This is a genomic window from Rhizobium sp. NLR16a (genome assembly GCF_017948245.1).
Lineage (GTDB): Bacteria > Pseudomonadota > Alphaproteobacteria > Rhizobiales > Rhizobiaceae > Rhizobium.
In genome coordinates this window covers 531,725-556,000 of sequence record NZ_CP072865.1, presented here as the reverse complement: position 1 = coordinate 556,000, position 24,276 = coordinate 531,725, and the positions used below count along the sequence as shown (strand labels likewise).

Here is a 24,276-nt window from a genome sequence, read left to right as displayed (position 1 = left end):
AGTTCGTCGCTCTCGCATTCGCAGCATCCTCTGCCACTTCACTCAGAACACGGTCCGTATGTCACTTCGAAGCGTGCTCCGCGCAGAAACAGCAGATTGCCACGCCAAAGTCGATAAGCTCTTCGGCATTTTCGACCTCTCCAGCAGAGAGCAGTACAGGACATTCCTGCGCGCGCACGCCCGCATCATACCGGCAGCCGAACATGCGCTCGAGGAAGCCGGAGTCGTTCGCCTGCTGCCCGATTGGCCGGAAAGAAGGCGCGCGCAGCTGCTGTTTGCCGACATCGGCGAACTCGGCGACCGGTTGCCCAAGCGCCTTCCGCCACCGCCATTGCAGGGCGACGCGGCGCTCTGGGGCGCCCTCTACGTCCTTGAAGGCTCCAAGCTCGGCGGCGCCATGCTCGCCAGGTCCGTGCCCGATCACCTGCCCAGCAGCTATCTCACGCCGCAGGGGTCCAAGGGCGCTACTAGGGTCTTCATGGATCGTCTCGATGCAAGCAGCGTCGACGTTCCCGCCGCCACCATTTCGGCGGCCCGCATGCTCTTCGAACTTTTCCTCAGAGCCGGCCAACTCGAACTGGAAGCCGTCGCATGAGCAGCGTGCGCCAACCCGTCGATCTCACCAATTGCGATCGTGAGCCCATCCATCAGCTCGGCGCCATCCAGCCGTTCGGTTTCCTCCTGGCGATATCGCTCGATTGGATGGTCACGCGGGCCTCGGCGAATCTTGCGGAATTTCTCGGGGTGGAACACACCGACGCGCTCGGTCGTCCCGTCTCGTCGCTGATCTTGCCCGAGGCGGTCCACACGATCCGCAACAAGCTGACCACCATACGCAGCTCCGATGTCGTCGAGCGCATTTTCGACATTACCCTGCTGCCTGAGGAGTCCCGCTTCGACCTCGCCGTCCACCTGCAAGAAAATCTGGTCATCCTTGAAGGCGAGCGCAGCCAGCAAGACAAGCGCAACGCCCCGTCGCTCTCCATGCGCAGCATGATCTCCCGCCTCGATCAAACTGAGACGCTGGAAGCCTTCTTCCGCGAGGGCGCGAGGCAGGCACGCGCGCTTACCGGCTTCGACCGGGTCATGGTCTATCGCTTCGATGAAGGCGGCTCGGGCGAGGTCGTGGCGGAAGCCGCCCGCAGCGGCATTGGCTCGTTTCTTGGGTTGCACTATCCGGCCTCCGACATTCCGGTGCAGGCGCGCGCCCTTTATCTGCGCAATCTGTTTCGCATCATCGCCGATGTGGACGCGGTGCCCGTGCCGGTTCTCCCGCAATTGGACGAAGAGGGCCAGCCGCTCGATCTCTCTATGTCGGTGCTGCGCTCGGTCTCGCCGATCCACATCGAATATTTGAAGAACATGGGGGTCGGTGCGTCGCTCTCCATATCGATCGTCGTGGACGGCAAGCTCTGGGGCCTGTTTGCCTGCCATCACTACGGTCCGCGTCTGCCGTCGGCGCAAAGCCGCTCCACCGCCGAACTCTTCGGCCAAATGTTCGCTTCGCGCCTGGAAAGCCGCGAGCGGCGGCTGGCGCTCGACTACGAGACCAAGGCGCGCCGCATCGCCGACCGGCTTCTCACTTCCGTCGCCGACAATGCCAGCCTGCTCGACGATCCGGCCTGGCTGATCGAGGCGCTCGCCGACGCCGTTCCCGCCGACGGGATCGGCGTCTGGATCAACGGCCGGATGGCGCTTGCCGGGATCGGGCCGGATGAGAGAGGCTTTTCGGCCCTCGTCCGCCACCTCAACCGCAACGCCAGCGGGCGCATCTATGCGGTGGACAGGCTTGGCGAAACCTATCCGGATCTTGAGATCGACGATGCGGTGGCAGGCATGCTCGCCATACCGATCTCGCGTTCGCCGCGCGATTACGTCGTGCTGTTCCGTCAGGAATTGGTGCGCACCGTTCGCTGGGGCGGCGACCCGCACAAGCCAGTGGAATACGGCCCCAACGGTCCGCGGCTGACGCCGCGCAAGAGTTTCGAAGCCTGGTCCGAACTGGTGCGCGGCCGCTCCCTGCCCTTTACCGAGGCCGAGCGCCGGGTCGCTGAAACCATCCGCGTCACGTTAATCGAGGTGGTGCTGCGTCTGACCGACGAGGCCAGCATGGCCCGCCAGGTGGCGAACGAGCGGCAGGAACTGCTGATCGCCGAACTCAACCACCGCGTCCGCAACATATTGAGCCTGATCACCGGCATCATCCGGCAGTCGCAGACGACGTCGGTCGGCCTCGGCGATTATGTCCGTCAGCTCGAGGGCCGCATTCAGTCGCTCGCCCGCGCCCATGACCAGATCACGAGGGATCACTGGGCACCCGCTTCGCTGCGGCAATTGTTGTCGGCTGAAACCGCGGCCTACCTCGGAAAGAACGCGCAACGCTTCCGGATAAGCGGCGAAGACGTCCTCCTAGAGCCCCAGGCTTTTACCATCGTCGCCTTGGTCTTCCATGAGCTGATGACCAACAGCGCCAAATACGGCAGCCTCTCCGGCGCCGGCAGCGGCACCGTCGAGCTCGGCTGGCATCGCGATGATGAAGGCAGTCTACGCATCGGCTGGCGCGAAAAGGACGGCCCGCCCGTCGCCGAGCCGGAGCGTCACGGATTCGGCTCGACGATCATCCGGCGCTCCATTCCCTATGACCTCGGCGGCAAGGCCGAAATCCGCTACATCAAGGAAGGGCTGGAGGCGGATTTTTCGATACCGGCCCGCTACGTGAGCGATGTCGACCAGAGTCTATTGCCCCAGGCGACGGCTGCCGGCGTTGCGGAACGCAAGACTGTTCCCGCTGACCGGGAGCCGCTCTCCGGCTTGAAGATCCTGCTGGTGGAAAACAACCTGATCATCGCCATGGATGGCGAGGATATCCTGCGCCGCCTCGGTGCCGAAGTGACGACGGCGCCCAGCGTCGCCGAGGCGATGGAGATCCTGGCCGGCCGGTCCTTCGATTTCGCGCTTCTCGATGTCAATCTGGGAGACGAGACGAGTTTCGGGATTGCCGACCGATTGGCAGCCGCAGGCGTGCCCTTCGTTTTTGCCACGGGTTATGGCGAAGGCATCGCCCAAGCCAACACCCACTCGGGCGCGCCGGTATTGCAGAAGCCCTATACGACCGAAGGCATCACGGATCTTCTTGCCCGGGTGCAGCTTCCGAAGGGAGGGTGAAACGGTCAAGTTCTCGCAGTATCCGGCCGCAGCCCGCCGATGAAAAGCTGTTCCAAAAACCGCGCCGCATCCTCGAAGCGCCCCTCGCCGGCGTGCTCCTGCCCCAGCACGGCGCGCACCTGGACGTCGAAGTCCGCATAATGCTGCGTCGTCGACCAGATCGAAAAGATCAGGTGGTAGGGATCACACTCGACGATCTTGCCTGATTTCGTCCAGGCGCGGATGACCTCCGCCTTCTCGTCGACCAATTCCTTCAGTGGCCCCTTCAGCTCGTCCTCGATATGGGGGGCACCCTGCAGCACTTCGTTGGCGAAAAGCCTGCTCTCGCGCGGAAAATCGCGCGCCATCTCAAGCTTGCGCCGGATGTAGCTGCGGATTTCTTCCTCCGGATTGCCCTCGGCGTCGAAGGCGCGCAGCGGCTCCAGCCAGGTGTAGAGCACCCGATCGATCAGCGCCCGGTGCATGGCTTCCTTGGTGCGGAAATAATAGAGCAGATTGGGCTTCGACATGCCGGCCACTTCGGCGATCTGATCGATCGTCGAGCCGCGAAAGCCGCGGGCCGAGAAGACATCGAGCGCCGCCTCCAGAATCTGCTCTTCCTTCTCCTCCTGGATTCGCGTCCGCCGCAAGGTCTTCGCTGCTCTCGGAATAGCCATAGGCTATCGTTTCCCCTTGCAATTCAACTTCTTCGCTCAAGTCTTGGCTAGGGTCGGTCCTGCCATTTTCTTGAGCAACTGCCCGCATTTTTATCGGCAATTTTCGTGATTTTCGTCTTGAGCCCGGCGGTGGAAGTTGTAATGTTTACCAATCGGTCAAATATCCGCCAGATGAAAAACAAAGGCAACTGGCGATTTTCCTGCGCTCGATAAAACCAATAAGAGGCGCGGGATCAGACCATGGGAACAGGCGGGCATGCCCCTTGCATGACTGCCGCAAACAGGTGAGGGCTTGAAGAATGGTGGCAGCACCAGGCGAGAACATGCGCGTCAATGGCGACCGTCTCTGGGACAGTCTCATGGACATGGCGAAAATCGGCCCAGGAATCGCCGGCGGCAACAACCGCCAGACGCTAACGGATTCGGATGCCGAGGGCCGAAACCTTTTCAAGACATGGTGCGACGAAGCGGGCCTGACCATGGGTGTTGACCGCATGGGCACGATGTTCGCCACCCGCCCCGGCACCGATCCCGATGCCCTGCCGGTCTATGTCGGCTCGCATCTCGATACCCAGCCGACCGGCGGCAAATATGACGGCGTTCTCGGTGTGCTTTCGGCCCTGGAAATCGTGCGGACGATGAACGACCTGGGCATCAAGACCAAGCATCCAATCGTCGTCACCAATTGGACGAACGAGGAAGGCGCGCGCTTCGCCCCTGCCATGCTGGCGTCCGGCGTCTTCGCCGGTGTGCACAGCCTGGACTTCGCCTATAACCGCAGGGATCCCGAAGGCAATCTCTTCGGCGATGAGCTGAAGCGCATCGGCTGGGTCGGCGACGAAGAGGTCGGCGCCCGCAAGATGCACGCCTATTTCGAATATCACATCGAGCAGGGCCCTATCCTCGAAGCTGAAGACAAGCAGATCGGCGTCGTCACCCATTGTCAGGGCCTGTGGTGGCTGGAATTCACGCTCACCGGCAAGGAAGCCCATACCGGCTCGACACCGATGAACATGCGCGTCAATGCCGGCCTCGCCATGTCGCGCATCCTCGAAATGGTCCAGGCTGTCGCGATGGGCGAACAGCCGGGCGCCGTCGGCGGCGTCGGTCAGGTCTTCTTCTCGCCGAACTCCCGCAACGTGCTGCCGGGCAAAGTGGTCTTCACCGTCGACATCCGTTCGCCCGACAAGGCCAAGCTCGATCGCATGCGGGCAAAGATCGAAGCGGAAGCGCCTGGCATCTGCGATGCACTGGGTGTCGGCTGTTCCATCGAGGCGATCGGCCATTTCGCGCCGGTCACCTTCGACGAAAAGCTCGTCGCCTCGGTTCGCTCTGCCGCCGAACACCTGGGTTACAGCCACATGAACATCATCTCCGGCGCCGGCCACGACGCCTGCTGGGCCGCCAAGGTGGCGCCTGCTACCATGGTCATGTGCCCCTGCGTCGGCGGGCTCAGCCACAACGAGGCGGAAGAGATTTCCAAGGAATGGGCGACCGCGGGTGCCGATGTGCTGTTCCATGCTGTTGTGGAGACGGCGGAGATTGTGGTGTGATGGCGTCGAACTTGCCAACGACGTATCTCGACTATGCCGATGCCTTTAAGTTCGGAATTCAGCGAACTGCCGACGACATCGCATGGGCCACCTCCAATGTGGTGCCAGTGACTGAAGGGCCGTGGGGCGACATCCCTAGCGTGCAGATCTATTATGTTGGCGTCAACACTGCAGGCGAGCGGATTAGGCTTCCGCAAATACCCAGCTTTTGGCGGTATAAACCTTCCGGGGTCCAACTGGCCAATTCGGATGACCCCGACCCAAATGGGCCCCATCGAACCTATTATATCTATGGACCTAGGCCTTGTGTCGTTCGAATCGAACTCGGCCCTTCCATGCCCGGCATTTTGGTCGAACGTCCCAACGGCGGCCATCCCGTACAGTCAACTGGGCTGATCGATGGCAAGGATTTCTACTTTCGCGAAAGCGATGGTTTTTGGTCATTGTCCGTCGGCGGCACTGACGTCGTTGACCAGCCCGACTGGTATTACGAGGAAGAGCATGACACGCCAGATGAGCTGAGTGAGGAAGCCGTCTACAGCCTCATCGCCAAGGGTGCAGCGCTCCTGCGAAGTGGTACGCCCACGATGGCAGTTGAGCAGTAACAACAAGAGACCGCAGGGAGAAGGAACAGCAGCCATGACCACAGTCATCAAGAACGGCACCATCGTCACGGCCGACCTCACCTACAAGGCTGACGTCAAGATCGACGGCGGCAAGATCATCGAGATCGGCCCGAACCTCTCAGGTGAAGAGAGCCTGGATGCCACGGGCTGTTACGTCATGCCCGGCGGCATCGATCCGCATACCCATCTCGAAATGCCCTTCATGGGCACCTATTCCTCCGACGATTTCGAGAGCGGCACGCGTGCGGCGCTTTCCGGCGGCACGACCATGGTCGTCGATTTCGCCCTTCCCGCCCCTGGCCAGTCGCTGCTCGAAGCGCTGACCATGTGGGACAACAAATCGACGCGGGCCAATTGCGACTATTCCTTCCACATGGCCGTCACCTGGTGGAGCGAGCAGGTCTTCAAGGAGATGGAGACCATCGTCCGCGACAAGGGCATCAATACCTTCAAGCACTTCATGGCCTACAAGGGCGCGCTGATGGTCGACGATGACGAGATGTTCGCCTCCTTCCAGCGCTGCGCCGAACTTGGCGCGCTGCCGCTGGTGCATGCCGAAAACGGCGACGTCGTCGCCTCGATGTCGGCAAAGCTGCTCGCCGAAGGCAATAACGGCCCCGAGGCGCATGCCTATTCCCGTCCCGCCGAAGTCGAGGGCGAGGCCACCAACCGCGCCATCATGATCGCCGACATGGCCGGCTGCCCGGTTTATATCGTCCATACCTCCTGCGAACAGGCGCACGAGGCGATCCGCCGGGCGCGCGCCAAGGGCATGCGCGTCTATGGCGAACCGCTGATCCAGCACCTGACGCTCGACGAGAGCGAATATTCCAACCCCGATTGGGACCATGCCGCCCGCCGCGTCATGTCGCCGCCCTTCCGCAGCAAGCAGCATCAGGACTCGCTCTGGGCCGGACTTGCCTCCGGTTCGTTGCAGGTGGTCGCAACCGACCACTGCGCTTTCACCACGGCGCAAAAACGTTTCGGCGTCGGCGACTTCACCAAGATCCCGAACGGCACCGGCGGCCTTGAAGACCGAATGCCTATGCTCTGGACGCACGGCGTCAACACCGGCCGCCTGACGATGAACGAATTCGTCGCCGTCACCTCGACCAACATCGCCAAGATTCTCAATATCTATCCGAAGAAGGGCGCGATACTCGTCGGCGCCGATGCCGATATCGTCGTCTGGGACCCGAACCGTTCGAAGGTTATCTCGTCCAAGAGCCAGCAGTCGGCGATCGACTACAACGTCTTCGAAGGCAAGGAAGTAACCGGCCTGCCGCGCTATACGCTGACGCGCGGCGTCGTCGCGATCGAGGAAAACACGATCCAGACCCGCGAGGGCCACGGCGAGTTCGTCAGACGCGAACCGGTGACAGCCGTCAGCAAAGCGCTGTCCACCTGGAAGGAGATCACCTCCCCGCGCAAGGTGGAACGCAGCGGCATCCCGGCAACCGGCGTGTGACGATGGAGCATAACGATACGGCCATCATCTGGGGAACGACGCCTCCATGCGGATGACCTCACGCCGGCACCAACGCGTCCAGCTCCGGCAGAAGCACGACGCTTTCCTGCTCGTGCGGATCGGTGCGGGCGATGACCGCCGTGCAGGGCGTGCTGCTGAGGTTCGCAGGCATATGCGGCACGCCGGCCGGGATGTAGAAGAGCTCGCCGGCATGGGTGACGACGTGATGCTCCAGTTGGTCACCGTACCAGGTATGAGCCTCGCCGGAGAGCACGTAGATCGCCGTCTCATGCGCCTCGTGCAGGTGCGCCTTGGCACGCACGCCGGGCGGGATCGTCAGGAGGTGCATGCAGATGCCCGTGGCGCCGACGGTCTCGGCCGCTATCCCTTCGAAATAGCTGAGCCCCTGCTTGCCGTCATAGGCGTGCTTGGGACGAACGATGTGGCAGGTGGGTTTTGATGTCGCATCCATCTTCTTACTCCGTAAATTGTGCCGCCGGCAGAGCCTGCGGCGATGGTAACACGCAAACCGCGGTCCCGCGGGGAAAACAAGATCGGTCGCATTGATGCAAGCACCCTCGGTCGTATCCGCCAAGGATCTCTGTCTCACCTATCAAGCGAATGACGGCCCCGTTCGGGCGCTGAGCGATGTCAATCTCGATGTCCGCAAGGGCGATTTCGTCTCTTTCATCGGCCCGTCCGGCTGCGGAAAGACGACCTTCCTGCGGGTCATCGCCGATCTCGAAAAGAGCACATCAGGCGAGATCTCGATCAACGGCATGACGCCCGAGGAGGCGCGCAGGGCCCGTGCCTACGGCTATGTCTTCCAGGCGCCGGCGCTCTATCCCTGGCGCACGATCGAAAGCAACATCGCCCTGCCGCTGGAGATCATGGGCTATCGCGGCGCTGATCGCACGCGGCGCATCGCCGAGGCGCTCGACCTCGTCAGCCTTTCCGGCTTCGAAAAGAAATTCCCCTGGCAGCTTTCCGGCGGCATGCAGCAGCGCGCCTCGATCGCCCGCGCGCTCGCCTTCGACGCCGACCTGCTGTTGATGGACGAACCCTTCGGTGCGCTCGACGAGATCGTCCGCGACCATCTGAACGAAGAGCTATTGAAGCTTTGGGCCCGCACCAACAAGACGATCTGCTTCGTCACCCACTCGATCCCCGAGGCGGTCTACCTCTCGACCAAGATCGTGGTGATGTCGCCGCGCCCCGGCCGCGTGACCGACGTGATCGACTCCACCTTGCCGGCCGAACGCCCGCTCGACATCCGCGACACCCCCGAATTCCTGGAAATCGCCCATCGTGTCCGCGAGGGGCTGAGGACGGGGCATAGCCATGAGGTTTAGAGCGTTGATCTCAAGGGCAGAGGGGGGTGGCTCCGCACGCGACGCCAACAGATGGAGGCAGTCGCTGTGAAACCAGACACCTTCAAAAACAAGATCGTTCCTGTCACCACGATCCTGCTCGGCCTGATCGCCATCTGGTATGTCGCCGCCATTCTCATGAATGCGCCGTTCCAGCGTGACATGGACAGCCGCGCCGGCGTCACGCCGACCACGATGGAATTCATCGGCAAGACGCTGGCGCAGCCAAAGCCGATCCTGCCGGCGCCGCATCAGGTGGCGCAGAATGTCTATGAGAACACTTTCCTGCGCAGCCTTTCGAGCAGCCGCAGCCTCGTCTATCACAGCTGGATAACGCTCTCCTCCACCCTGCTCGGCTTCGGTTTCGGCATGCTGCTCGGCATTCTTCTCGCCGTGCTGATCGTGCACAACCGCGCCATGGACCGCTCGCTGATGCCCTGGCTCGTGGCCAGCCAGACGATACCGATCCTCGCCATCGCGCCGATGATCGTCATCATCTCCTACAACGTGCTCACAGGCGATAATGCGCTGGCGCATCTGCTGAACCTCGATTCCGACGCCTCCCGTCTCGTCTCCAAGGCGCTGATCTCCACCTACCTCTCCTTCTTTCCCGTCGCCGTCGGCATGGTGAAGGGGCTGCGGTCACCCGAAATCCTCTATCTTGACCTGATGCGCACCTATAATGCCAGTCCGATGCAGACCTTTTGGAAACTGCGCGTCCCTGCCTCGATCCCGTTTCTTTTCACCTCGATGAAGGTCGCGATCGCAGCAAGCCTCGTCGGCGCCATCGTCGGTGAGCTGCCGACGGGCGCGGTTGCCGGTATTGGTTCGAAGCTGCTCGCCGGCTCCTATTACAGCCAGACAATTGACATCTGGGCGGCGCTGGTCGCCGGCTCGCTGCTTGCCGGCGTTCTGGTCGCGATTGTCGGCCTGGCGGCGAAGATCGTCGACCGCGCCATGGGCGGGAGGCCGGCATGAGGCGCCTGACCTTCTCCTGGCAAGGCACGGCGGCTCTTCTTCTCTGCGTCACGGCGCTGGCGACCTTGCCGCTTCTGTCCAACGGTGCAGCCCGTCCCCTGACCGACGGCACCGCGAGCCTCATCTTCATCGTCATCGCTTCGGCCGCTCTCCTGTCCTTTGCACCGCAGCCACCGGCCTATCGCGCCACCGTGCTTTTCATCGGCGCGCATGGCGCCGCCTGGCTGCTGCTTGCGGCACTTTCCGGCAACGAGGGCACGGCAACGCGGGCTTACTTCCTGCTGCTCTTCTCTGCCTGGCTGCTCGCCTGGCGATGCGTCACGGAGCTTTCGAAAGTGCCGCCTGCCGCCGCCTTCGGTGCATCGGTGCTCGAACTGCTGATTCCGGCGATTTTCGGCGCCTGGATTCTCATCCTCTGGGAAGCGATCACGCGCGGCGCCGGCATTCCATTCATCCTGTTGCCGCCGCCGAGCGCCATCGGCGCCCGCATCATGGCCTCTCTGCCCATCCTCGGCGACGACGTCAGACAGACGATCTTCAAGGCGGTCCTGATCGGTTATATCGTTGGCTGCCTGAGCGGCTTCGTCGTCGCGGTGCTGGCCGACCGCATCGCCTTCCTGCGCCGCGGCCTGCTGCCGATCGGCAACATGGTGTCGGCCCTACCGATCATCGGCATCGCTCCGGTCATGGTCATGTGGTTCGGCTTCGACTGGCCGTCGAAAGCCGCCGTCGTCATCATCATGACCTTCTTCCCAATGCTGGTGAACACCGTGGCAGGCCTTTCCGCCTCCGGCAGCATGGAGCGCGACCTGATGCGCACCTACGCATCGAGCGACTGGCAGACGTTGCTCAAGCTCAAGCTTCCGGCGGCGATGCCCTTCATTTTCAACGCACTGAAGATCAACTCGACGCTGGCGCTGATTGGTGCCATCGTTGCGGAATTCTTCGGGACGCCGATCGTCGGCATGGGCTTCCGCATCTCGACCGAGATCGGCCGCATGAATGTCGACATGGTCTGGGCGGAAATCGCCGTCGCGGCGCTGGCCGGCTCGATCTTTTATGGCATCATCGCCCTGACCGAACGGGCGGTGACGTTCTGGCATCCGTCTATCCGTGGTGGCTAGGCGCGCGCGGCCTCGCAAATGGGGTCCGGGCATAACTTCAGAGGGTAAGGACAAGAAAATGAAAAAATTGATGGTTGCAATGATGGCGAGCGCCATGTCGCTTGCAGCGGCCCATGCTATGGCCGCCGACAAGGTGGTTCTGCAGCTGAAATGGGTCACACAGAGCCAGTTCGCCGGTTATTACGTCGCCCAGGAGAAGGGTTTCTACAAGGAGGAAGGCCTCGACGTCGACATCAAGCCGGGTGGTCCCGATATCGCGCCTGAGCAGGTGATCGCCGGTGGCGGCGCCGATGTCATCGTCGACTGGATGGGCGGCGCGTTGGTTGCCCGCGAAAAGGGCGTTCCGCTGGTCAACATCGCCCAGCCCTATCAGAAGTCCGGCCTGGAAATGATCTGCCGTAAGGACGGCCCGGTCAAGACCGAGGCCGACTTCAAGGGCCATACGCTCGGCGTCTGGTTCTTCGGCAACGAATACCCCTTCTTCGCCTGGATGAACAAGCTGGGTCTTTCCACCGAAGGCGGCCCGAACGGCGTCACCGTGCTGAAGCAGAGCTTCGACGTGCAGCCGCTCGTCCAGAAGCAGGCCGATTGCATCTCCGTCATGACCTATAATGAATATTGGCAGGCGATCGATGCCGGCTTTAAGCCGGAGGAATTGACGGTCTTCAACTATACGCAAATGGGCAACGACCTTCTCGAGGACGGCCTCTACGCCATGGAAGACAAGCTGAAGGACCCGGCGTTCAAGGAGAAGATGGTCAAGTTCGTCCGCGCCTCGATGAAGGGCTGGAAATATGCGACCGAGAACCCGGACGAGGCGGCAGAGATCGTCGTGGACAATGGCGGCCAGGACGAAAACCATCAGAAGCGCATGATGGGCGAAGTCGCCAAGCTCGTCGGCGACGGCTCCGGCAAGCTGGACGAGGCGCTCTATGCCCGCACCGCCAAAGCGCTGCTCGACCAGAAGATCATCAGCAAGGAACCGTCGGGCGCCTGGACGCACGAGATCACCGACGCCGCATCCAAGTAAGGACGGCCACATTTGAGGCAAACGCGCGGAGAATATTTCCGCGCGTTTGATATTTTTCCCGCTTGATGAAAAAACACCGTGCAGCTGTCGCATTTATCGGGCGTCAAACGTCATTGGATAGAGGCAGGATCAATCATCGTCATGTTCGCATAACCCTTCGGTGATTGATTCAAGTTCTGATGGTAATTAATATCAGCTCATGGGGAATTGTTTTCTGCCGGGCTTGCATATCGAGCAAATCGATACCAATTAGAAGCCGATTTGCCGGCGAGGGATGAAGACGGCAAAAGACGTGTGGATACCCCTGAGAATGCAGGAAAGGCAGTGGCCTGGTCGCGAGCTCAATGGCAGACGCGCGAATTCGGCTAACCTTCTGACGAGATTGGACGAAAACGCATGGCACGCAAGCCGACCGGAATTTTAGGCGCATCCACCCTTTTTGCAGCGGCGCTGGCTGCATCCACCGCCTTTTCGCAGGAGGCGCCGGTCGCAAAGCCGCAGCAGAACCTGCCGGCGATCGTTGTCACCACGGCTGTGAACCGCACCCTTGTCGACCGTGTCATCGGCACCGGAACGGTCAAGCCCGTCGAGGAAGTCTATATCCAGCCGCAGGTCGAGGGACTGTCGATCCGCACGCTGAAAGCCGATATCGGCGACAAGGTTCAGGCGGATAGCACGCTGGCGACGCTGAACGACGACGCGCTGGTCCTGGAGAAGAGCCAGATGATGGCGACCAAGGCCAAGGGCGAGGCAAGCCTCGCCCAGCTGCGCGCCCAGCTCATCGAAGCGCAGGCCAATGCAGAACAGGCAAGGCAGCAGCAGGCCCGCGCCCAGGAAATGGGCAAGAAGGGCACCGTTTCTACCGCCCAGGTCGAGCAGGCCGATGCAACCGCCGCTGCCGCCAATGCCCGCGTCGTCTCCGCCGAACAGGCGATCGAGGTCGCCGAAGCCGATCTGAAGGTCTTCGACAGCCAGATCGCCGACGCCGATCTGAAGCTCGCCCGCACCGACGTTAAGACGCCGGTTGCCGGCGTGGTTTCTGCGAAGAACGCCAAGGTCGGCGCGATCGCCGCCGGCAACGGGGATCCGCTGTTCACCATCATCCGCGACGGCGATATCGAGCTCGTTGCCGAAGTCGCCGAAAGCGATATCGTCAGGATCATGGCCGGCCAGAAGGCGACGATATCGCTTTCCGGCAGCCGCGAAAAGCTTTCCGGCGCCGTGCGCCTGGTTTCACCCACCGTCGATTCGGTGACCCGCCTCGGCCTCGTCCATATCTCCATCGACGATGACAGCAAGGCGCGTTCCGGCATGTATGGTAGCGCCGAGATCATCGTCCGCCAAACCGAGGGCGTATCGCTTCCCTTGACGGCGGTGCTCACCGGCAACGAAGGTTCCTCCGCCCGCAAGGTCGAAGACGGCGTGGTGAAATTCGCCAAGATCGAGACCGGCATCCAGGACGGCGCCTATGTCGAGATCGTCAATGGATTGAAGAGCGGCGACGAGGTCGTTGCCAAGGCGGGCGCCTATGTCCGCGACGGCGACCACATCACGCCGGTGCGTGAACAGCCCTCCGCTTCCAACTAAAGAGACCATCCGATGAATTTTTCAGCCTGGTCCATTCGAAATCCCATCGCGCCGCTGCTGGCCTTCTGCCTGCTGATCTTCATCGGCATTCAGTCCTTCAACACGCTGCCGATCACGCGCTTCCCGAACATCGACGTACCGCTCGTCTCGATCAGCGTCACGCAAAGCGGCGCTTCGCCGGCCGAACTCGAAATGCAGGTGACGAAGGAGATCGAAGATGCGATCGCCTCGATCACCGGCATCGACGAAATCCAGTCGACGGTGACCGACGGCAGCTCGCAGACAAACGTCATGTTCCGGATGGAAGTGCCGACGGAACAGGCCGTACAGGACGTCAAGGACGCGATCGACCGCATCCGCAGCGATCTGCCGGCGACGGCCGAAGCACCAATCGTTACCAAGGTCGATGTCGAGGGCCAGGCGATCCAGACCTTCGCCGTGTCATCACCCGACATGTCGCTGGAAGAACTCTCCTGGTTCGTCGACGACACGATCAAGCGCGCCCTGCAGGGCCAGGCCGGCATCGGCCGCGTCGACCGCTACGGCGGCGCGGAGCGCGAAGTGCGCATCGAACTCGCGCCTGGTAAGCTCGATGCTTACGGCATCACCGCCGCAAGCGTGAACGATCAGCTGCGCGGCACCAATGTCGATCTCGGCTCCGGTCGCGGCCAGGTGGCGGGCAGTGAACAGGCAATCCGCGTTCTGGGCGATGCCCGCAACGTCGCCGAACTTGCCGACACGACGATTGCGCTGCCGAGCGGACGCTTCGTCAAGCTGTCCGATCTCGGCGTGATCAAGGACACCTATGAGGAGCCGAAATCCTTTTCGCGCTTCAACGATACGCCTGTTGTTACCTTCGGCGTTTTCCGCTCGAAGGGCGCCAGCGAGGTCAGCGTCGCCGAAACGGTCGCGCAGAGCCTCGATAAGGTCCGAAGCGAAAATCCGAACGTGAAGATCGAAATGATCGACGATTCGGTCTATTTCACCTACGGCAACTACGAAGCCGCCATCCACACGCTGCTGGAAGGCGCCCTGCTTGCCGTCATCGTCGTTTTGCTGTTCCTCCGAAACTGGCGGGCGACGCTGATTTCGGCCATCGCGCTGCCGCTCTCTGCAATCCCGACCTTCTGGGTCATGGACATGATGGGTTTCTCGCTGAACCTCGTCAGCTTCCTCGCCCTGACGCTCGCGACAGGTATCCTGGTCGACGACGCGATCGTGGAAATCGAGAACATCGCCCGCCATATCAAAATGGGCAAGACGCCCTATCGGGCGGCGATCGAGGCGGCGGATGAAATCGGCCTCGCCGTCATCGCCACCACCTTCACCATCATCGCGGTTTTCGTGCCGGTTTCCTTCATGCCGGGCATTCCGGGCCAGTACTTCATCCAGTTCGGCCTGACCGTCGCTTTCTCCGTCTTCTTCTCTTTGCTGGTCGCGCGCTTGATCACCCCGATGATGGCCGCCTATCTGATGCGCGCCGAAGACGGGATGGAAGACCATCACGACAATGACAGTCTGCTGATGAAGGGTTATACGCGCCTGATCCGGGGAACGACCGGGCATAAGTATTCGCGATATCTGACTTTGCTTGCGGCGATTGGCTTTCTCGTTGGCTCGGTTTTCCTGCTGATGAAGGTTCCGGGCAGCTTCCTGCCGCCGGAAGACGCCTCACGCATCGTTCTCTCCGTCGAGCTACCGCCCAATGCGCGGCTCGACGACACCGAGAAGACGACCAATGCGATCTATGACAGGGTCAAGGACATCAACGGCGTCGAGAGCGTCTTCGTTCTCGGCGGCGCATCTCCGAAGGGCGATCTCGAACTGCGCCGTGCAACCATCACGCTGGCACTCCACAAGCTCGACCAGTCGCTGGTCAAGAAGGTGGTCAACGACGTGCTCGGCCGTATCCCGGTCATTGGGCCGATGCTGCCCAAGGTGGAAGTCCACGGCCGTGAGCGCCCGCAATGGGATATTGAAAAGGAAGTCTTTGCCAAACTGCGCGATATTCCCGATGTCCATATCCTGAAGCTGAACGACCGCGGCGAACGCGACCTCTCCTTCAACTTTCTCTCCAAAAACGAGAAGGACCTGAACGAGGCCGTCGGCATTCTGGAATCGAAACTCCGCGCCGATCCGCTGCTCGCCAATGTCAGCGCCGACGGTGCCCTGCCCCGTCCGGAACTGCAAGTGTATCCGCGCAAGGATGAAGCCGCCCGCCTTGGCATCACGCCGCAGCAGATCTCCGAGACGATCCGCGTCGCCACCATCGGCGATGTCGATGCGGCACTAGCCAAGATCTCGCTCGACGATCGCCAGATCCCGATCCGGGTGCAGGCAGCGCTCGACATGCGCCGCGACCTTGCCGCCATCCGGGCACTGAAGATCCAGACCGCCAGCGGCGGCACCGTTCCGCTCTCGAGCGTCGCCAATATCGACTATTCGGAAGGCGTAAGCTCGATCAAGCGCAATAACCGCTACCGCGTCGTCTCGATCGGTTCCGACCTGCCGCAGGGCGTGGCGCTCGACACGGCCTCGGCCCGCTTCCGTGAGATCGTCAACGCGGCCAAAATCCCGGCGACGGTGCATCTTGCCGAAAGCGGCGACACCAAGGTGCAGACCGAGATGCAGCAGAGCTTCGTCAACGCCATGTTGATGGGCCTTCTGCTGGTGCTGACGGTGCTGATCCTGCTCTTCAAGGACGTGATCCAGCCCTTCACCATCCTCTTCTCGCTTCCGCTCGCGATCGGCGGCGTCGCGGCGGGCCTGATCGTCACCAACAATCCGCTGTCCATGCCAGTCATGATCGGCATTCTCATGCTGATGGGTATCGTCACCAAGAACGCCATCCTGCTCGTCGATTTCGCGATCGAGATGCGCCACCAGGGCATGACGCGGGTCGAAGCCATGGTCGAAGCCGGCCGCAAACGCGCCCGGCCGATCATCATGACCTCGATTGCCATGTCGGCAGGCATGCTGCCGTCCGCGCTCGGCGTCGGCGAAGGCGGCTCGTTCCGCGCGCCGATGGCAATCGCCGTGATCGGCGGCATCATCGTCTCGACGGTGCTTTCGCTCGTCGTCGTGCCTTCCTTCTTCCTGATCATGGACGATCTGTCCCGCCTGCTCGGCTGGATGTTTGGACGCCTGGTCGGCAGGAAGGACGAGGAAGACCTGCCGCTCTCGCGCGAGGATCTTACCCGCGTGACCCGCGAGAACCGCAGCGATATCGATGCGCTGGACGAGCGCCTGACCGCGATCGAAAAGCCGGAAAGCAAGCGCAAGAGCGCCAAAGATACCAATGTGCTTCGCCTGCCGCCGTTCGCGGCTGAATGAGCGAAATCCGAAAAACAGAACGGGCCGGGAGCAATTTCCCGGCCCGTTTCAGTTCGACGTTCCGCAACATCGCCTGTCGCGCAGCTTCAAAGCCCGCCCTGCTCCCTCAGGAAGCTGACGATCGAGCTGACGCCGTCGCCGCGCTTCATGTCGGAGAAGACGAAGGGGCGGCTTGCGCGCATGCGGGTAGCGTCCCGGTCCATCACCTCCAGATCCGCGCCAACATAGGGTGCCAGATCCTTCTTGTTGATGACGAGCAGATCCGAGCGGGTGATGCCTGGCCCGCCCTTGCGCGGGATTTCCTCGCCTTGGCAGACGGAGATGACATAGATGGTGATATCGGCGAGATCCGGCGAAAAAGTTGCCGCCAGATTGTCTCCGCCGGATTCGATGAAGACCACGTCGAGATCGGGAATGCGCTCGTTGAGGCTCGCGATCGCCTGAAGATTGATCGTCGCATCCTCGCGAATGGCGGTGTGCGGGCAGCCGCCCGTCTCCACGCCGACGATGCGCTCCGAAGGCAGGGCCTGCATGCGCACCAGCGCCTCAGCGTCTTCGGTCGTATAGATGTCGTTGGTGACAACAGCGACGGAATAATCGTCGCGCATCGCCTTGCAGAGCTTTTCCGTCAGCGCCGTCTTGCCCGAGCCGACCGGCCCGCCGATGCCGACGCGAAGAGGTCCGTTTCGTGATTTCATATGTCGTACTCCAATAGGATTGCGATGATAGCGAGGCCGCCGGTAGGCGCCACCGTCAAATGGCGCAGTTGCGGGATTATTTTGGTAGGTTACGAGCGGAAAAGTCTGGTCGCCTGGGTTTCGTGGCGCAGGCTGGCGATATCGGCCTGCACCGTCGCCGAACCGAGATCGTCGAGGGTTGAGGCTGCCGCCCGCCGCGCGATCCCCGCAATCTGCTCTTCAAGCCCGGCAAGTATGGCAACGCCATCCTTCTGCCCGGCGACGCCAAGTCGGATGCCTGCTGAAATCGCCTGCGAGGCATAGGCATGCAGAAAGACTGCGAGCACCTTCTCCGGTCTGATGCCATGGGCGCCCGCAACCGCTCCGACCGCGATGGGGTAGGCGGTCTTGCCGGGCAGCCTTTCGAAAACTTCATCCGGCCAGGCTCGCGCCGCCAAGAGGAAGGCCGCGCCGAGCAGCATCGTTTCCTGATGACGCTCGCGCGATCCGGCAAGCGCCTCGGCGAGTGCGGCAACCTCCGTAAGCCGCGCGAGGATCGCTTGGCACCTGTGGCTCTCTGCCAGAAGCACCGCATCGTTCCAGACCGAGCCATGGCCGATCAGCGTGACGACCCAGTCCGCAAGCGAGGACGCACCGGTGACGAGCCCATCGGCCACCGCCCGCTCCAACCCGCCCGAATAAGCAAAACTGCCGATCGGAAAGGCCGGTGAAAGCCATGCCGTCAGGCGCAGCAGTGCCTGTAACTCACGATCTTCGCTCATCGAGCCTCAGTCGTGTTTGTGGCCGTGATGCCCGTGCCCATGATCATGGTCGCAGGTGTGGTCATGCTTGTGGTCATGGCCATGCGTGTGATCATGGTCATGCCCATGGTCATGATTGTGCCCGTGGTCGTGATGAGCGTGCCCGTGGTCATGCGAATGTCCGCCATGGGAATGATAGGCTCCACGTGCCGGATGGAAGGGCTCTTCGATATCGAGCACGGTGGCGCCGAGCCCCTGCAGCATGGTGCGGATGACATGGTCGCGCAGGATGACGATGCGGTCTTCCTCGATCTGGGCGGCAAGATGGCGGTTGCCGAGATGCCAGGCAAGCTCGACCAGATGCGTGCGGTCGCGTCCGCGAATCTCGAAGAGTTTCTCGTCGGCCGCAAGGATCTCGATCAGTTCGCCGTCTTCGCGCACAAGCAGGTCGCCATTGGCGAAGAGCACCGGATCCTTGAGATCGAGCATGACCATCTCGCCATTTTCCAGATGCAGCAGCTTGCGGCGCAGATGCCGCAAATCATGCGGTAGTTTGACCTGGGCGGTCGGGTGGGAGGACGGGGTTCCGACAGGAAGATAGGAGGTAACGCGCTGCATGACTTGTCCGTTTTGCTGAAAGGGCGACCATGCAAAATAGCTCTTGCCGATGCAAGCACCAATGGCCTTTCGTTAGCAGCTTGGCTTTTATATCCCGTAGGCCTGCATCACGTTGTCGCTGCTTAATCCCCTGCCCTCCGTGTCGGGACCAGCTTCGGCAAGTCCGTGCCAGGCATGATGCAGTCCCTCCCGCTCGTGCACGACGCGATTGCGTCCGAGCGCCTTGGCGAGATAAAGCGCCCGGTCGGCCGAGGCGTAGACCTGCTGCTTGTTGCGCCCAGGAATGAGATCGGCCACGCCGCCGGAAATGGTGATGGCAATATGGTTCCCATCTGCCACGAGCGGCCTGCCGGCGATATCGGACTGCACGGCCTGGATCCGCTCCAACCGTTTCTCCAGCGGTTCGCCGGAGACGATGACGCCGAATTCCTCGCCACCGAGGCGCGCAACGACGGATGATTCGTCGAAGGCGGTGATCAGCACCGCCGAGACCGCCGTGATAGCCGCATCGCCGCAGGCATGGCCGAAGCGATCATTGATCGCCTTGAAACGGTCGACGTCGAAAATGACGAGCGAGGCGTCGCCTTCGATCCGATCCAGCGCCTCTGTGAAGGCGCGCCGGTTCAACAGGCCGGAGAGGGTATCGGTGCGGCTGAGCTTTTCGAACTTCGCCCGCGATAGCGTCAGCTCATGCATGGTGAAGCCTGTGGCCAGCGACAGCATTCCGGAGACCGTGCCGCCGACAAGCCAGGAAAAAATGGCGCCGAAGCCGATCGCGTGCGAAAGGGTCACCGGCAGCAGCCCGAGAAAACCGAGTGGCGGTATCGTCAGCGCAATGATGACGCCGGAGAAAATGACGGCAAGAAAGCTCATCCTCAGCGCAAAGACATAGACGTGCCTGCGATATTGAAAATCGCCAAAATCGGCCTGCAGCGACATCCAGTTTCTCATGAGAATCGACCTTCCTGCCCGGCGTTTCAAAGCATTGATAAGAGCCCAATTGCTGCGGGTGTCTTAATCGACTCGCTAAAATTCGAACGATTTCCGACGATTCGGTGGAGAGATTTTTTCTAGCAGGGGCTGCAAGTCTCCAATCCCTGAATCGAACAACGCGCACGAGCAGCTAATATACTGATATATAATAGCTTTATCACGATCTTGCGCCGGGTTGTTTCAGAATGGACTAGCCGGAGAAAAGCCGGGTTTTCCCAGTGGTTTTTACAACCGAACGGAGAGCTCTGTTCACAATTTCGTTTAAGAGCGGATAGGCCAGCGAGTGCGTCAATTGTAGACACCGACAGACAATCGCAATGATTGTGGAAGCGGGTTCCATAAGCCAGTCCGAAGCCCCGCCGAACGGAGTGCAGCGGCAGTCCAGGTGTTGCAGCCGAAGAGGGCATTGAAGTATCCCTTGGCTTCGAAAAACCGATCGATCTCCCCGTAACCCGCATCCGGGATCGGCGCGATCTCGCCCGCGTTGCGGACGAAGCTGTCAGCGATGAATTGGCGCAGCCGCGCCAATTCATCGTCACCAATAACGAATGCGGTAACATCAGGCTGCGGCTCGGCAATATGGCCGGCGAGATCCACATGCAGCACCGAACGATCGATCGTCAGCGCCCGTAGCACCGGCAGCGGCTTTAGCTCACCCCAGGTCGGTGTTTCGAGATAGAAGGCGCGGCCGCCCCAGCCGACCACGAGCCATTCCGCATTCGGGTGACCGAGCGGAAAATCGGGATCATCGAGAAAGGAAAAGGCAGCCCGCGTCTCCGCATCGAGCGGAATGGCAATATCGGTATGGATCGGTCCCGACAGCAGAAGCACCCGGTGGGTCGGCACCGCAGGCGACGCCTTGACCGGGGCAATCAACGGCCGGGGAATGAAGGTCCCGCCCGCTGCCAGAATCAGAAGCAGGAATAGGGCCTGCAACAGCCAGCGGATGCCCGTCCTCATCAGCCGCCCCGCATGCACGGATGCTGGCCTAAAACAGGAAATAGCGCTGCGCCATCGGCAGCACCGTCGCCGGCTCGCAGGTCAGCAATTCGCCGTTTGCCCTGACTTCATAGGTCTCCGGATCGACTTCGATCTCCGGCGTCAGGTCATTGTGGATCATCGACGCCTTGGAAATGCCGCCGCGCGTATTCTTCACCGCCACGAGTTCCTTTGCGACCCCGAGCCTGCCCTTCAGCCCGGCGTCGAGCGAGGCCTGACTGACGAAGGTGACGGAGGAATTGGTGAGGCTGCGACCGTAGGAGGCGAACATTGGCCGATAATGCACCGGCTGCGGCGTCGGGATCGAGGCGTTCGGATCGCCCATCGGGGCCGCCGCAATGGAGCCGCCGAGCAGCACCATGTCGGGCTTCACGCCGAAGAAGGCCGGGTTCCAGAGCACGAGGTCGGCGCGCTTGCCGATCTCGACCGAGCCGATCTCATGGCTGAGACCGTGGGCGATCGCCGGATTGATCGTGTATTTGGCGATATAGCGGCGGACGCGGAAATTGTCGTTATCACCCTTTTCCTCCTTCAGCCGGCCGCGCTGGCGCTTCATCTTGTCGGCCGTCTGCCAGGTGCGGATCGCCACCTCGCCGACGCGGCCCATAGCCTGGCTATCGGACGAGATGATCGAGAAGGCGCCGATATCGTGCAGAATGTCTTCCGCCGCGATCGTCTCCTTACGGATACGGCTTTCGGCAAAGGCGATATCCTCGGGGATCGACGGCGACAGGTGATGGCAGACCATCAGCATGTCGAGATGCTCGGCGATGGTGTTGACGGTATAGGGCCGCGTCGGATTGGTTGACGACGGGATGACGTTCGGCTGGCCGCAGATTTTGATGATATCGGGCGCATGCCCGCCGCCCGCCCCTTCCGTGTGGAAGGCATGGATGGTGCGGCCCTTGATGGCGCCGATCGTATCCTCGACGAAGCCGCTTTCGTTCAGCGTATCGGTGTGGATCATCACCTGCACGTCATATTCGTCGGCGACCGACAGACAGCAGTCGATGGCGCCTGGCGTCGTGCCCCAGTCCTCGTGCAGCTTCAGCGAGGTCGCGCCGGCCAGCACCATTTCGGTCAATGCTCCCGGCAGCGAGGCATTGCCCTTACCGGCAAAGGCAAGGTTCATCGGGAAGGCGTCGGCCGCTTCGATCATGCGGGCGAGATGCCAGGGGCCGGGCGTGCAGGTGGTGGCAAGCGTGCCATGCGCCGGCCCCGTGCCGCCGCCGAGCATGCAGGTCATGCCGGACATCAGCGCTTCTTCGATCTGCTGCGGCGCGATGAAGTGGATATGACTGTCCATGCCGCCTGCAGTAACGATCTTGCCTTCGGCGGCGATCGCCTCCGTGCCCGGGCCGACGATGATATTGACGCCCGGCTGCATATCGGGATTGCCGGCCTTGCCGATCGCAACAATGCGCCCGTTCTTAAGGCCGATATCGGCCTTGTAGATGCCCGAATGATCAACGATCACCGCATTGGTGATGACGGTATCGACCGCGCCGTCGGCCCGCGTCACCTGGCTCTGGCCCATACCGTCACGGATCACCTTGCCGCCGCCGAATTTCACCTCCTCGCCATAGCTGGTGAAATCCCTTTCGATCTCGATGAAGAGCTCCGTATCGGCAAGGCGCACCTTGTCGCCGGTCGTCGGTCCGAACATGCCGGCATAGGCGGCGCGGGAGATCTTGTAGGGCATTCATCAGGCTCCGTGGGAGGAAGAGACAAGTGGTTTTTCGCCGAGTCGCGTGAGACGGCTGGCGGCAACATAACTATCGACAAGCTGCCGTTCGGCCGCAAACGGGTGCCATTCCCAGCCGGCGTGACCGAAGCCGGCCAGCATCACCTCGGCGTGGGGATATTTGTTCAGCACCTCGGCGATGACGATCATGCCGCTGCTCGGCACCACATAGGGCGCCGGCGCAAAGGCCGAAAGCGAGGCGTCAACGTCCTCGTGGAGCGCCTTACCGATGACGACATGCGCCTTGCCGGCGTCAGTGCAGAAGGCAGCGAACGCATCCGTATAGTCGTCGCAGAAATCGTCGAGCTCCGGATGAGAGGCAGTAAGCAGCGCCCGCATGGCGGCAAATTTTTCCGGGTCGCGCACGCACCAGATTTCGCGCGCCGCGACGACGCCGGGATGGGCGCGCCACGCCGGCGAGGCGAGCATCGCCTTGGCCGGCCGGCCGGTATTGCAGACTGCAACGGCATCCGTGCGTCTGCCGCCGGCGCCGTAGGAGCGGCAATCGTTGAAGCGGATGACGAAATCAGCGGCATCGATGATGCCTGCCTGACCTTCTGCGACCTCTCCATTGCCGACGATTACGATCTTTTTGATCACCCTAATTGCTCATCGTGTCTTCGAGCTGTTTCAGCTCTTTCGTGCGTTTATCCGTCTCCTCGGCCAGGCATCCGGCAACCAGCATCGGCTCCATCGTGCCGCCGCGGGCCTGAAATCCGAAGGCATCGCATTCTGCATCGCGATAGTCGATCCAGGCGCGCTGCGCCTTGACCAGCGCCTTCTCCGCGCCTTTCATGTCGCCATCGAGATCCTTGTCGATCGCGGCCATGGCGGCCCGCGTCTTCTTATACTGTTCGTTCAGCGCCTTGTCGGCAGCCTCATGGCGCTCCTCTTCGCAGGAGGTCATATCCGATTGCGTCTGCGGATTCTTGCAATCGACATCCTGCGCGGACACACGGCCGGCCACAAACAGCATCGCCGCCCCGATGAGGCAAATATTCAGACGCATTCGCCTCTCCCGTTCTTCTAAAGCTTTCCCATCACGAGTTGGCGGAAGCCGTAAACCTCGCGCTTGCCGGACAGCGGGATCAGCGTCACCGAACGCGTCTGCCCCGGCTCGAAGCGCACGGCCGTCCCTGCCGGAATATCGAGACGTTTCCCATGCGCCGCCGCGCGGTCGAAGGAAAGTCCGGCATTGGTCTCCGCGAAATGATAGTGGCTGCCGACCTGCACCGGCCGGTCGCCGGTATTGGAAACTTCCAGCGTCACCGTCGGCGCGCCAGCATTGAGTTCGATATCGCCGCTAGCGGCAATGATTTCGCCCGGAATCATAGAGTTCTCCCTAAGCCGCCCTGGGCGCACAGCCCTCGGCCTTCAGCACACGTTTCGTCGAAGCCGGATTTTTGGCAAGCATGGCGGCCGGCCGGATGGGCCTGGCGACGAGATTGCCGCCGCAATTCGGGCAAGTGCCCTTCAATACGCCGTCCACGCAATCGGCGCAGAAGGTGCATTCATAGGTGCAGATCCGCGCTTCAGCGCTCTCCGGCGGCAGATCCTTGTCGCAGCATTCGCAATTGGGTCTGAGTTCCAGCAT

At 61.7% G+C, this 24,276-nt stretch carries 23 protein-coding genes; 11 read left to right on the top strand and 12 right to left on the bottom strand.

Translation table 11 applies throughout. The annotated features are described in order from the left end of the window. The first annotated feature begins 58 nt into the window (after window positions 1–58). Window positions 59–595, top strand: a complete 537-nt coding sequence (locus tag J7U39_RS02480) for a biliverdin-producing heme oxygenase (RefSeq protein ID WP_210630148.1) — start codon at window positions 59–61, stop codon at window positions 593–595. Continuing rightward, the gene (locus J7U39_RS02475) at window positions 592–3,165 is read left to right on the top strand and encodes an HWE histidine kinase domain-containing protein (protein ID WP_210630146.1); all 2,574 of its coding nucleotides are present in this window, start codon (window positions 592–594) and stop codon (window positions 3,163–3,165) included. Before J7U39_RS02480 ends, J7U39_RS02475 begins: the two co-directional genes overlap by 4 nt. 5 nt (window positions 3,166–3,170) lie before the next feature. Here J7U39_RS02475 and J7U39_RS02470 read toward each other — a convergent pair whose 3' ends face one another. Continuing rightward, window positions 3,171–3,821, bottom strand: coding sequence for a TetR family transcriptional regulator C-terminal domain-containing protein (locus tag J7U39_RS02470; protein WP_210630145.1), 651 nt, complete (start codon window positions 3,819–3,821; stop codon window positions 3,171–3,173). Window positions 3,822–4,120: 299 nt separating this feature from the next. Between J7U39_RS02470 and J7U39_RS02465 the strand changes: the two genes are divergently transcribed. Genes J7U39_RS02465 through hydA form a run of 3 tightly spaced genes read left to right on the top strand, consistent with a single transcriptional unit; the run spans window position 4,121 to window position 7,468 of the window. Beyond that, a complete protein-coding gene (locus tag J7U39_RS02465) occupies window positions 4,121–5,374 on the top strand; it encodes a Zn-dependent hydrolase (protein WP_210630143.1) in 1,254 nt (417 codons plus the stop codon). Then, complete coding sequence (locus J7U39_RS02460) at window positions 5,374–5,979, top strand: hypothetical protein (protein ID WP_210630142.1); 606 nt, start codon at window positions 5,374–5,376, stop codon at window positions 5,977–5,979. Before J7U39_RS02465 ends, J7U39_RS02460 begins: the two co-directional genes overlap by 1 nt. Before the next feature lie 34 nt (window positions 5,980–6,013). Next, on the top strand, window positions 6,014–7,468 hold the full coding sequence (hydA, locus tag J7U39_RS02455) for a dihydropyrimidinase (RefSeq protein WP_210630140.1): 1,455 nt from the start codon (window positions 6,014–6,016) through the stop codon (window positions 7,466–7,468). A gap of 58 nt (window positions 7,469–7,526) precedes the next feature. Here hydA and J7U39_RS02450 read toward each other — a convergent pair whose 3' ends face one another. Then, a complete protein-coding gene (locus tag J7U39_RS02450) occupies window positions 7,527–7,940 on the bottom strand; it encodes a cupin domain-containing protein (RefSeq protein WP_210630139.1) in 414 nt (137 codons plus the stop codon). Between the two features lie 94 nt (window positions 7,941–8,034). Between J7U39_RS02450 and J7U39_RS02445 the strand changes: the two genes are divergently transcribed. The 6 genes from J7U39_RS02445 to J7U39_RS02420 all read left to right on the top strand — a co-directional run bounded on the left by J7U39_RS02445 (window position 8,035) and on the right by J7U39_RS02420 (window position 16,890). Further along, window positions 8,035–8,820 carry an ABC transporter ATP-binding protein gene (locus J7U39_RS02445; RefSeq protein ID WP_210630137.1) on the top strand — a complete coding sequence of 262 codons (786 nt, stop codon included), beginning with the start codon at window positions 8,035–8,037 and terminating at the stop codon, window positions 8,818–8,820. A gap of 66 nt (window positions 8,821–8,886) precedes the next feature. Beyond that, window positions 8,887–9,816: an ABC transporter permease gene (locus J7U39_RS02440; RefSeq protein WP_210630136.1), complete on the top strand. Its 930-nt coding sequence runs from the start codon at window positions 8,887–8,889 to the stop codon at window positions 9,814–9,816. Continuing rightward, on the top strand, window positions 9,813–10,940 hold the full coding sequence (locus J7U39_RS02435; RefSeq protein WP_210630134.1) for an ABC transporter permease: 1,128 nt from the start codon (window positions 9,813–9,815) through the stop codon (window positions 10,938–10,940). The genes J7U39_RS02440 and J7U39_RS02435 overlap by 4 nt, the downstream gene beginning before the upstream one ends. A 58-nt stretch (window positions 10,941–10,998) precedes the next feature. After that, the gene (locus tag J7U39_RS02430) at window positions 10,999–11,970 is read left to right on the top strand and encodes an ABC transporter substrate-binding protein (protein ID WP_210630133.1); all 972 of its coding nucleotides are present in this window, start codon (window positions 10,999–11,001) and stop codon (window positions 11,968–11,970) included. A gap of 396 nt (window positions 11,971–12,366) precedes the next feature. Continuing rightward, the gene (locus J7U39_RS02425; protein ID WP_210630131.1) at window positions 12,367–13,557 is read left to right on the top strand and encodes an efflux RND transporter periplasmic adaptor subunit; all 1,191 of its coding nucleotides are present in this window, start codon (window positions 12,367–12,369) and stop codon (window positions 13,555–13,557) included. A gap of 12 nt (window positions 13,558–13,569) precedes the next feature. Then, window positions 13,570–16,890: an efflux RND transporter permease subunit gene (locus J7U39_RS02420; RefSeq protein WP_210630130.1), complete on the top strand. Its 3,321-nt coding sequence runs from the start codon at window positions 13,570–13,572 to the stop codon at window positions 16,888–16,890. An 86-nt stretch (window positions 16,891–16,976) separates the two neighbouring features. Here the strand turns inward: J7U39_RS02420 and ureG are convergent, their stop codons facing one another. From ureG to J7U39_RS02370, 10 genes are all read right to left on the bottom strand, one after another. Beyond that, window positions 16,977–17,588: an urease accessory protein UreG gene (ureG, locus tag J7U39_RS02415; RefSeq protein ID WP_210630128.1), complete on the bottom strand. Its 612-nt coding sequence runs from the start codon at window positions 17,586–17,588 to the stop codon at window positions 16,977–16,979. An 89-nt stretch (window positions 17,589–17,677) separates the two neighbouring features. Beyond that, window positions 17,678–18,349 carry an urease accessory protein UreF gene (locus tag J7U39_RS02410; RefSeq protein ID WP_210630126.1) on the bottom strand — a complete coding sequence of 224 codons (672 nt, stop codon included), beginning with the start codon at window positions 18,347–18,349 and terminating at the stop codon, window positions 17,678–17,680. A gap of 6 nt (window positions 18,350–18,355) precedes the next feature. Continuing rightward, on the bottom strand, window positions 18,356–18,946 hold the full coding sequence (gene ureE, locus J7U39_RS02405) for an urease accessory protein UreE (protein ID WP_210630124.1): 591 nt from the start codon (window positions 18,944–18,946) through the stop codon (window positions 18,356–18,358). An 87-nt stretch (window positions 18,947–19,033) separates the two neighbouring features. Next, entirely contained in the window at window positions 19,034–19,897 is an 864-nt protein-coding gene (locus J7U39_RS02400; RefSeq protein WP_210630123.1) for a GGDEF domain-containing protein, read from the bottom strand. Window positions 19,898–20,227: 330 nt separating this feature from the next. Further along, complete coding sequence (locus J7U39_RS02395) at window positions 20,228–20,899, bottom strand: TIGR02117 family protein (RefSeq protein ID WP_210630121.1); 672 nt, start codon at window positions 20,897–20,899, stop codon at window positions 20,228–20,230. Between the two features lie 28 nt (window positions 20,900–20,927). Beyond that, on the bottom strand, window positions 20,928–22,640 hold the full coding sequence (ureC, locus tag J7U39_RS02390; protein WP_210630119.1) for an urease subunit alpha: 1,713 nt from the start codon (window positions 22,638–22,640) through the stop codon (window positions 20,928–20,930). A 3-nt stretch (window positions 22,641–22,643) separates the two neighbouring features. After that, complete coding sequence (locus J7U39_RS02385) at window positions 22,644–23,282, bottom strand: Urease operon accessory protein (RefSeq protein WP_210630117.1); 639 nt, start codon at window positions 23,280–23,282, stop codon at window positions 22,644–22,646. A 1-nt stretch (window position 23,283) separates the two neighbouring features. Next, on the bottom strand, window positions 23,284–23,691 hold the full coding sequence (locus J7U39_RS02380; RefSeq protein WP_210630115.1) for a lysozyme inhibitor LprI family protein: 408 nt from the start codon (window positions 23,689–23,691) through the stop codon (window positions 23,284–23,286). Window positions 23,692–23,708: 17 nt separating this feature from the next. Beyond that, window positions 23,709–24,014, bottom strand: a complete 306-nt coding sequence (locus tag J7U39_RS02375) for an urease subunit beta (protein ID WP_003542314.1) — start codon at window positions 24,012–24,014, stop codon at window positions 23,709–23,711. A 10-nt stretch (window positions 24,015–24,024) separates the two neighbouring features. Continuing rightward, on the bottom strand, window positions 24,025–24,276 hold the full coding sequence (locus J7U39_RS02370; protein ID WP_210630113.1) for a DUF1272 domain-containing protein: 252 nt from the start codon (window positions 24,274–24,276) through the stop codon (window positions 24,025–24,027).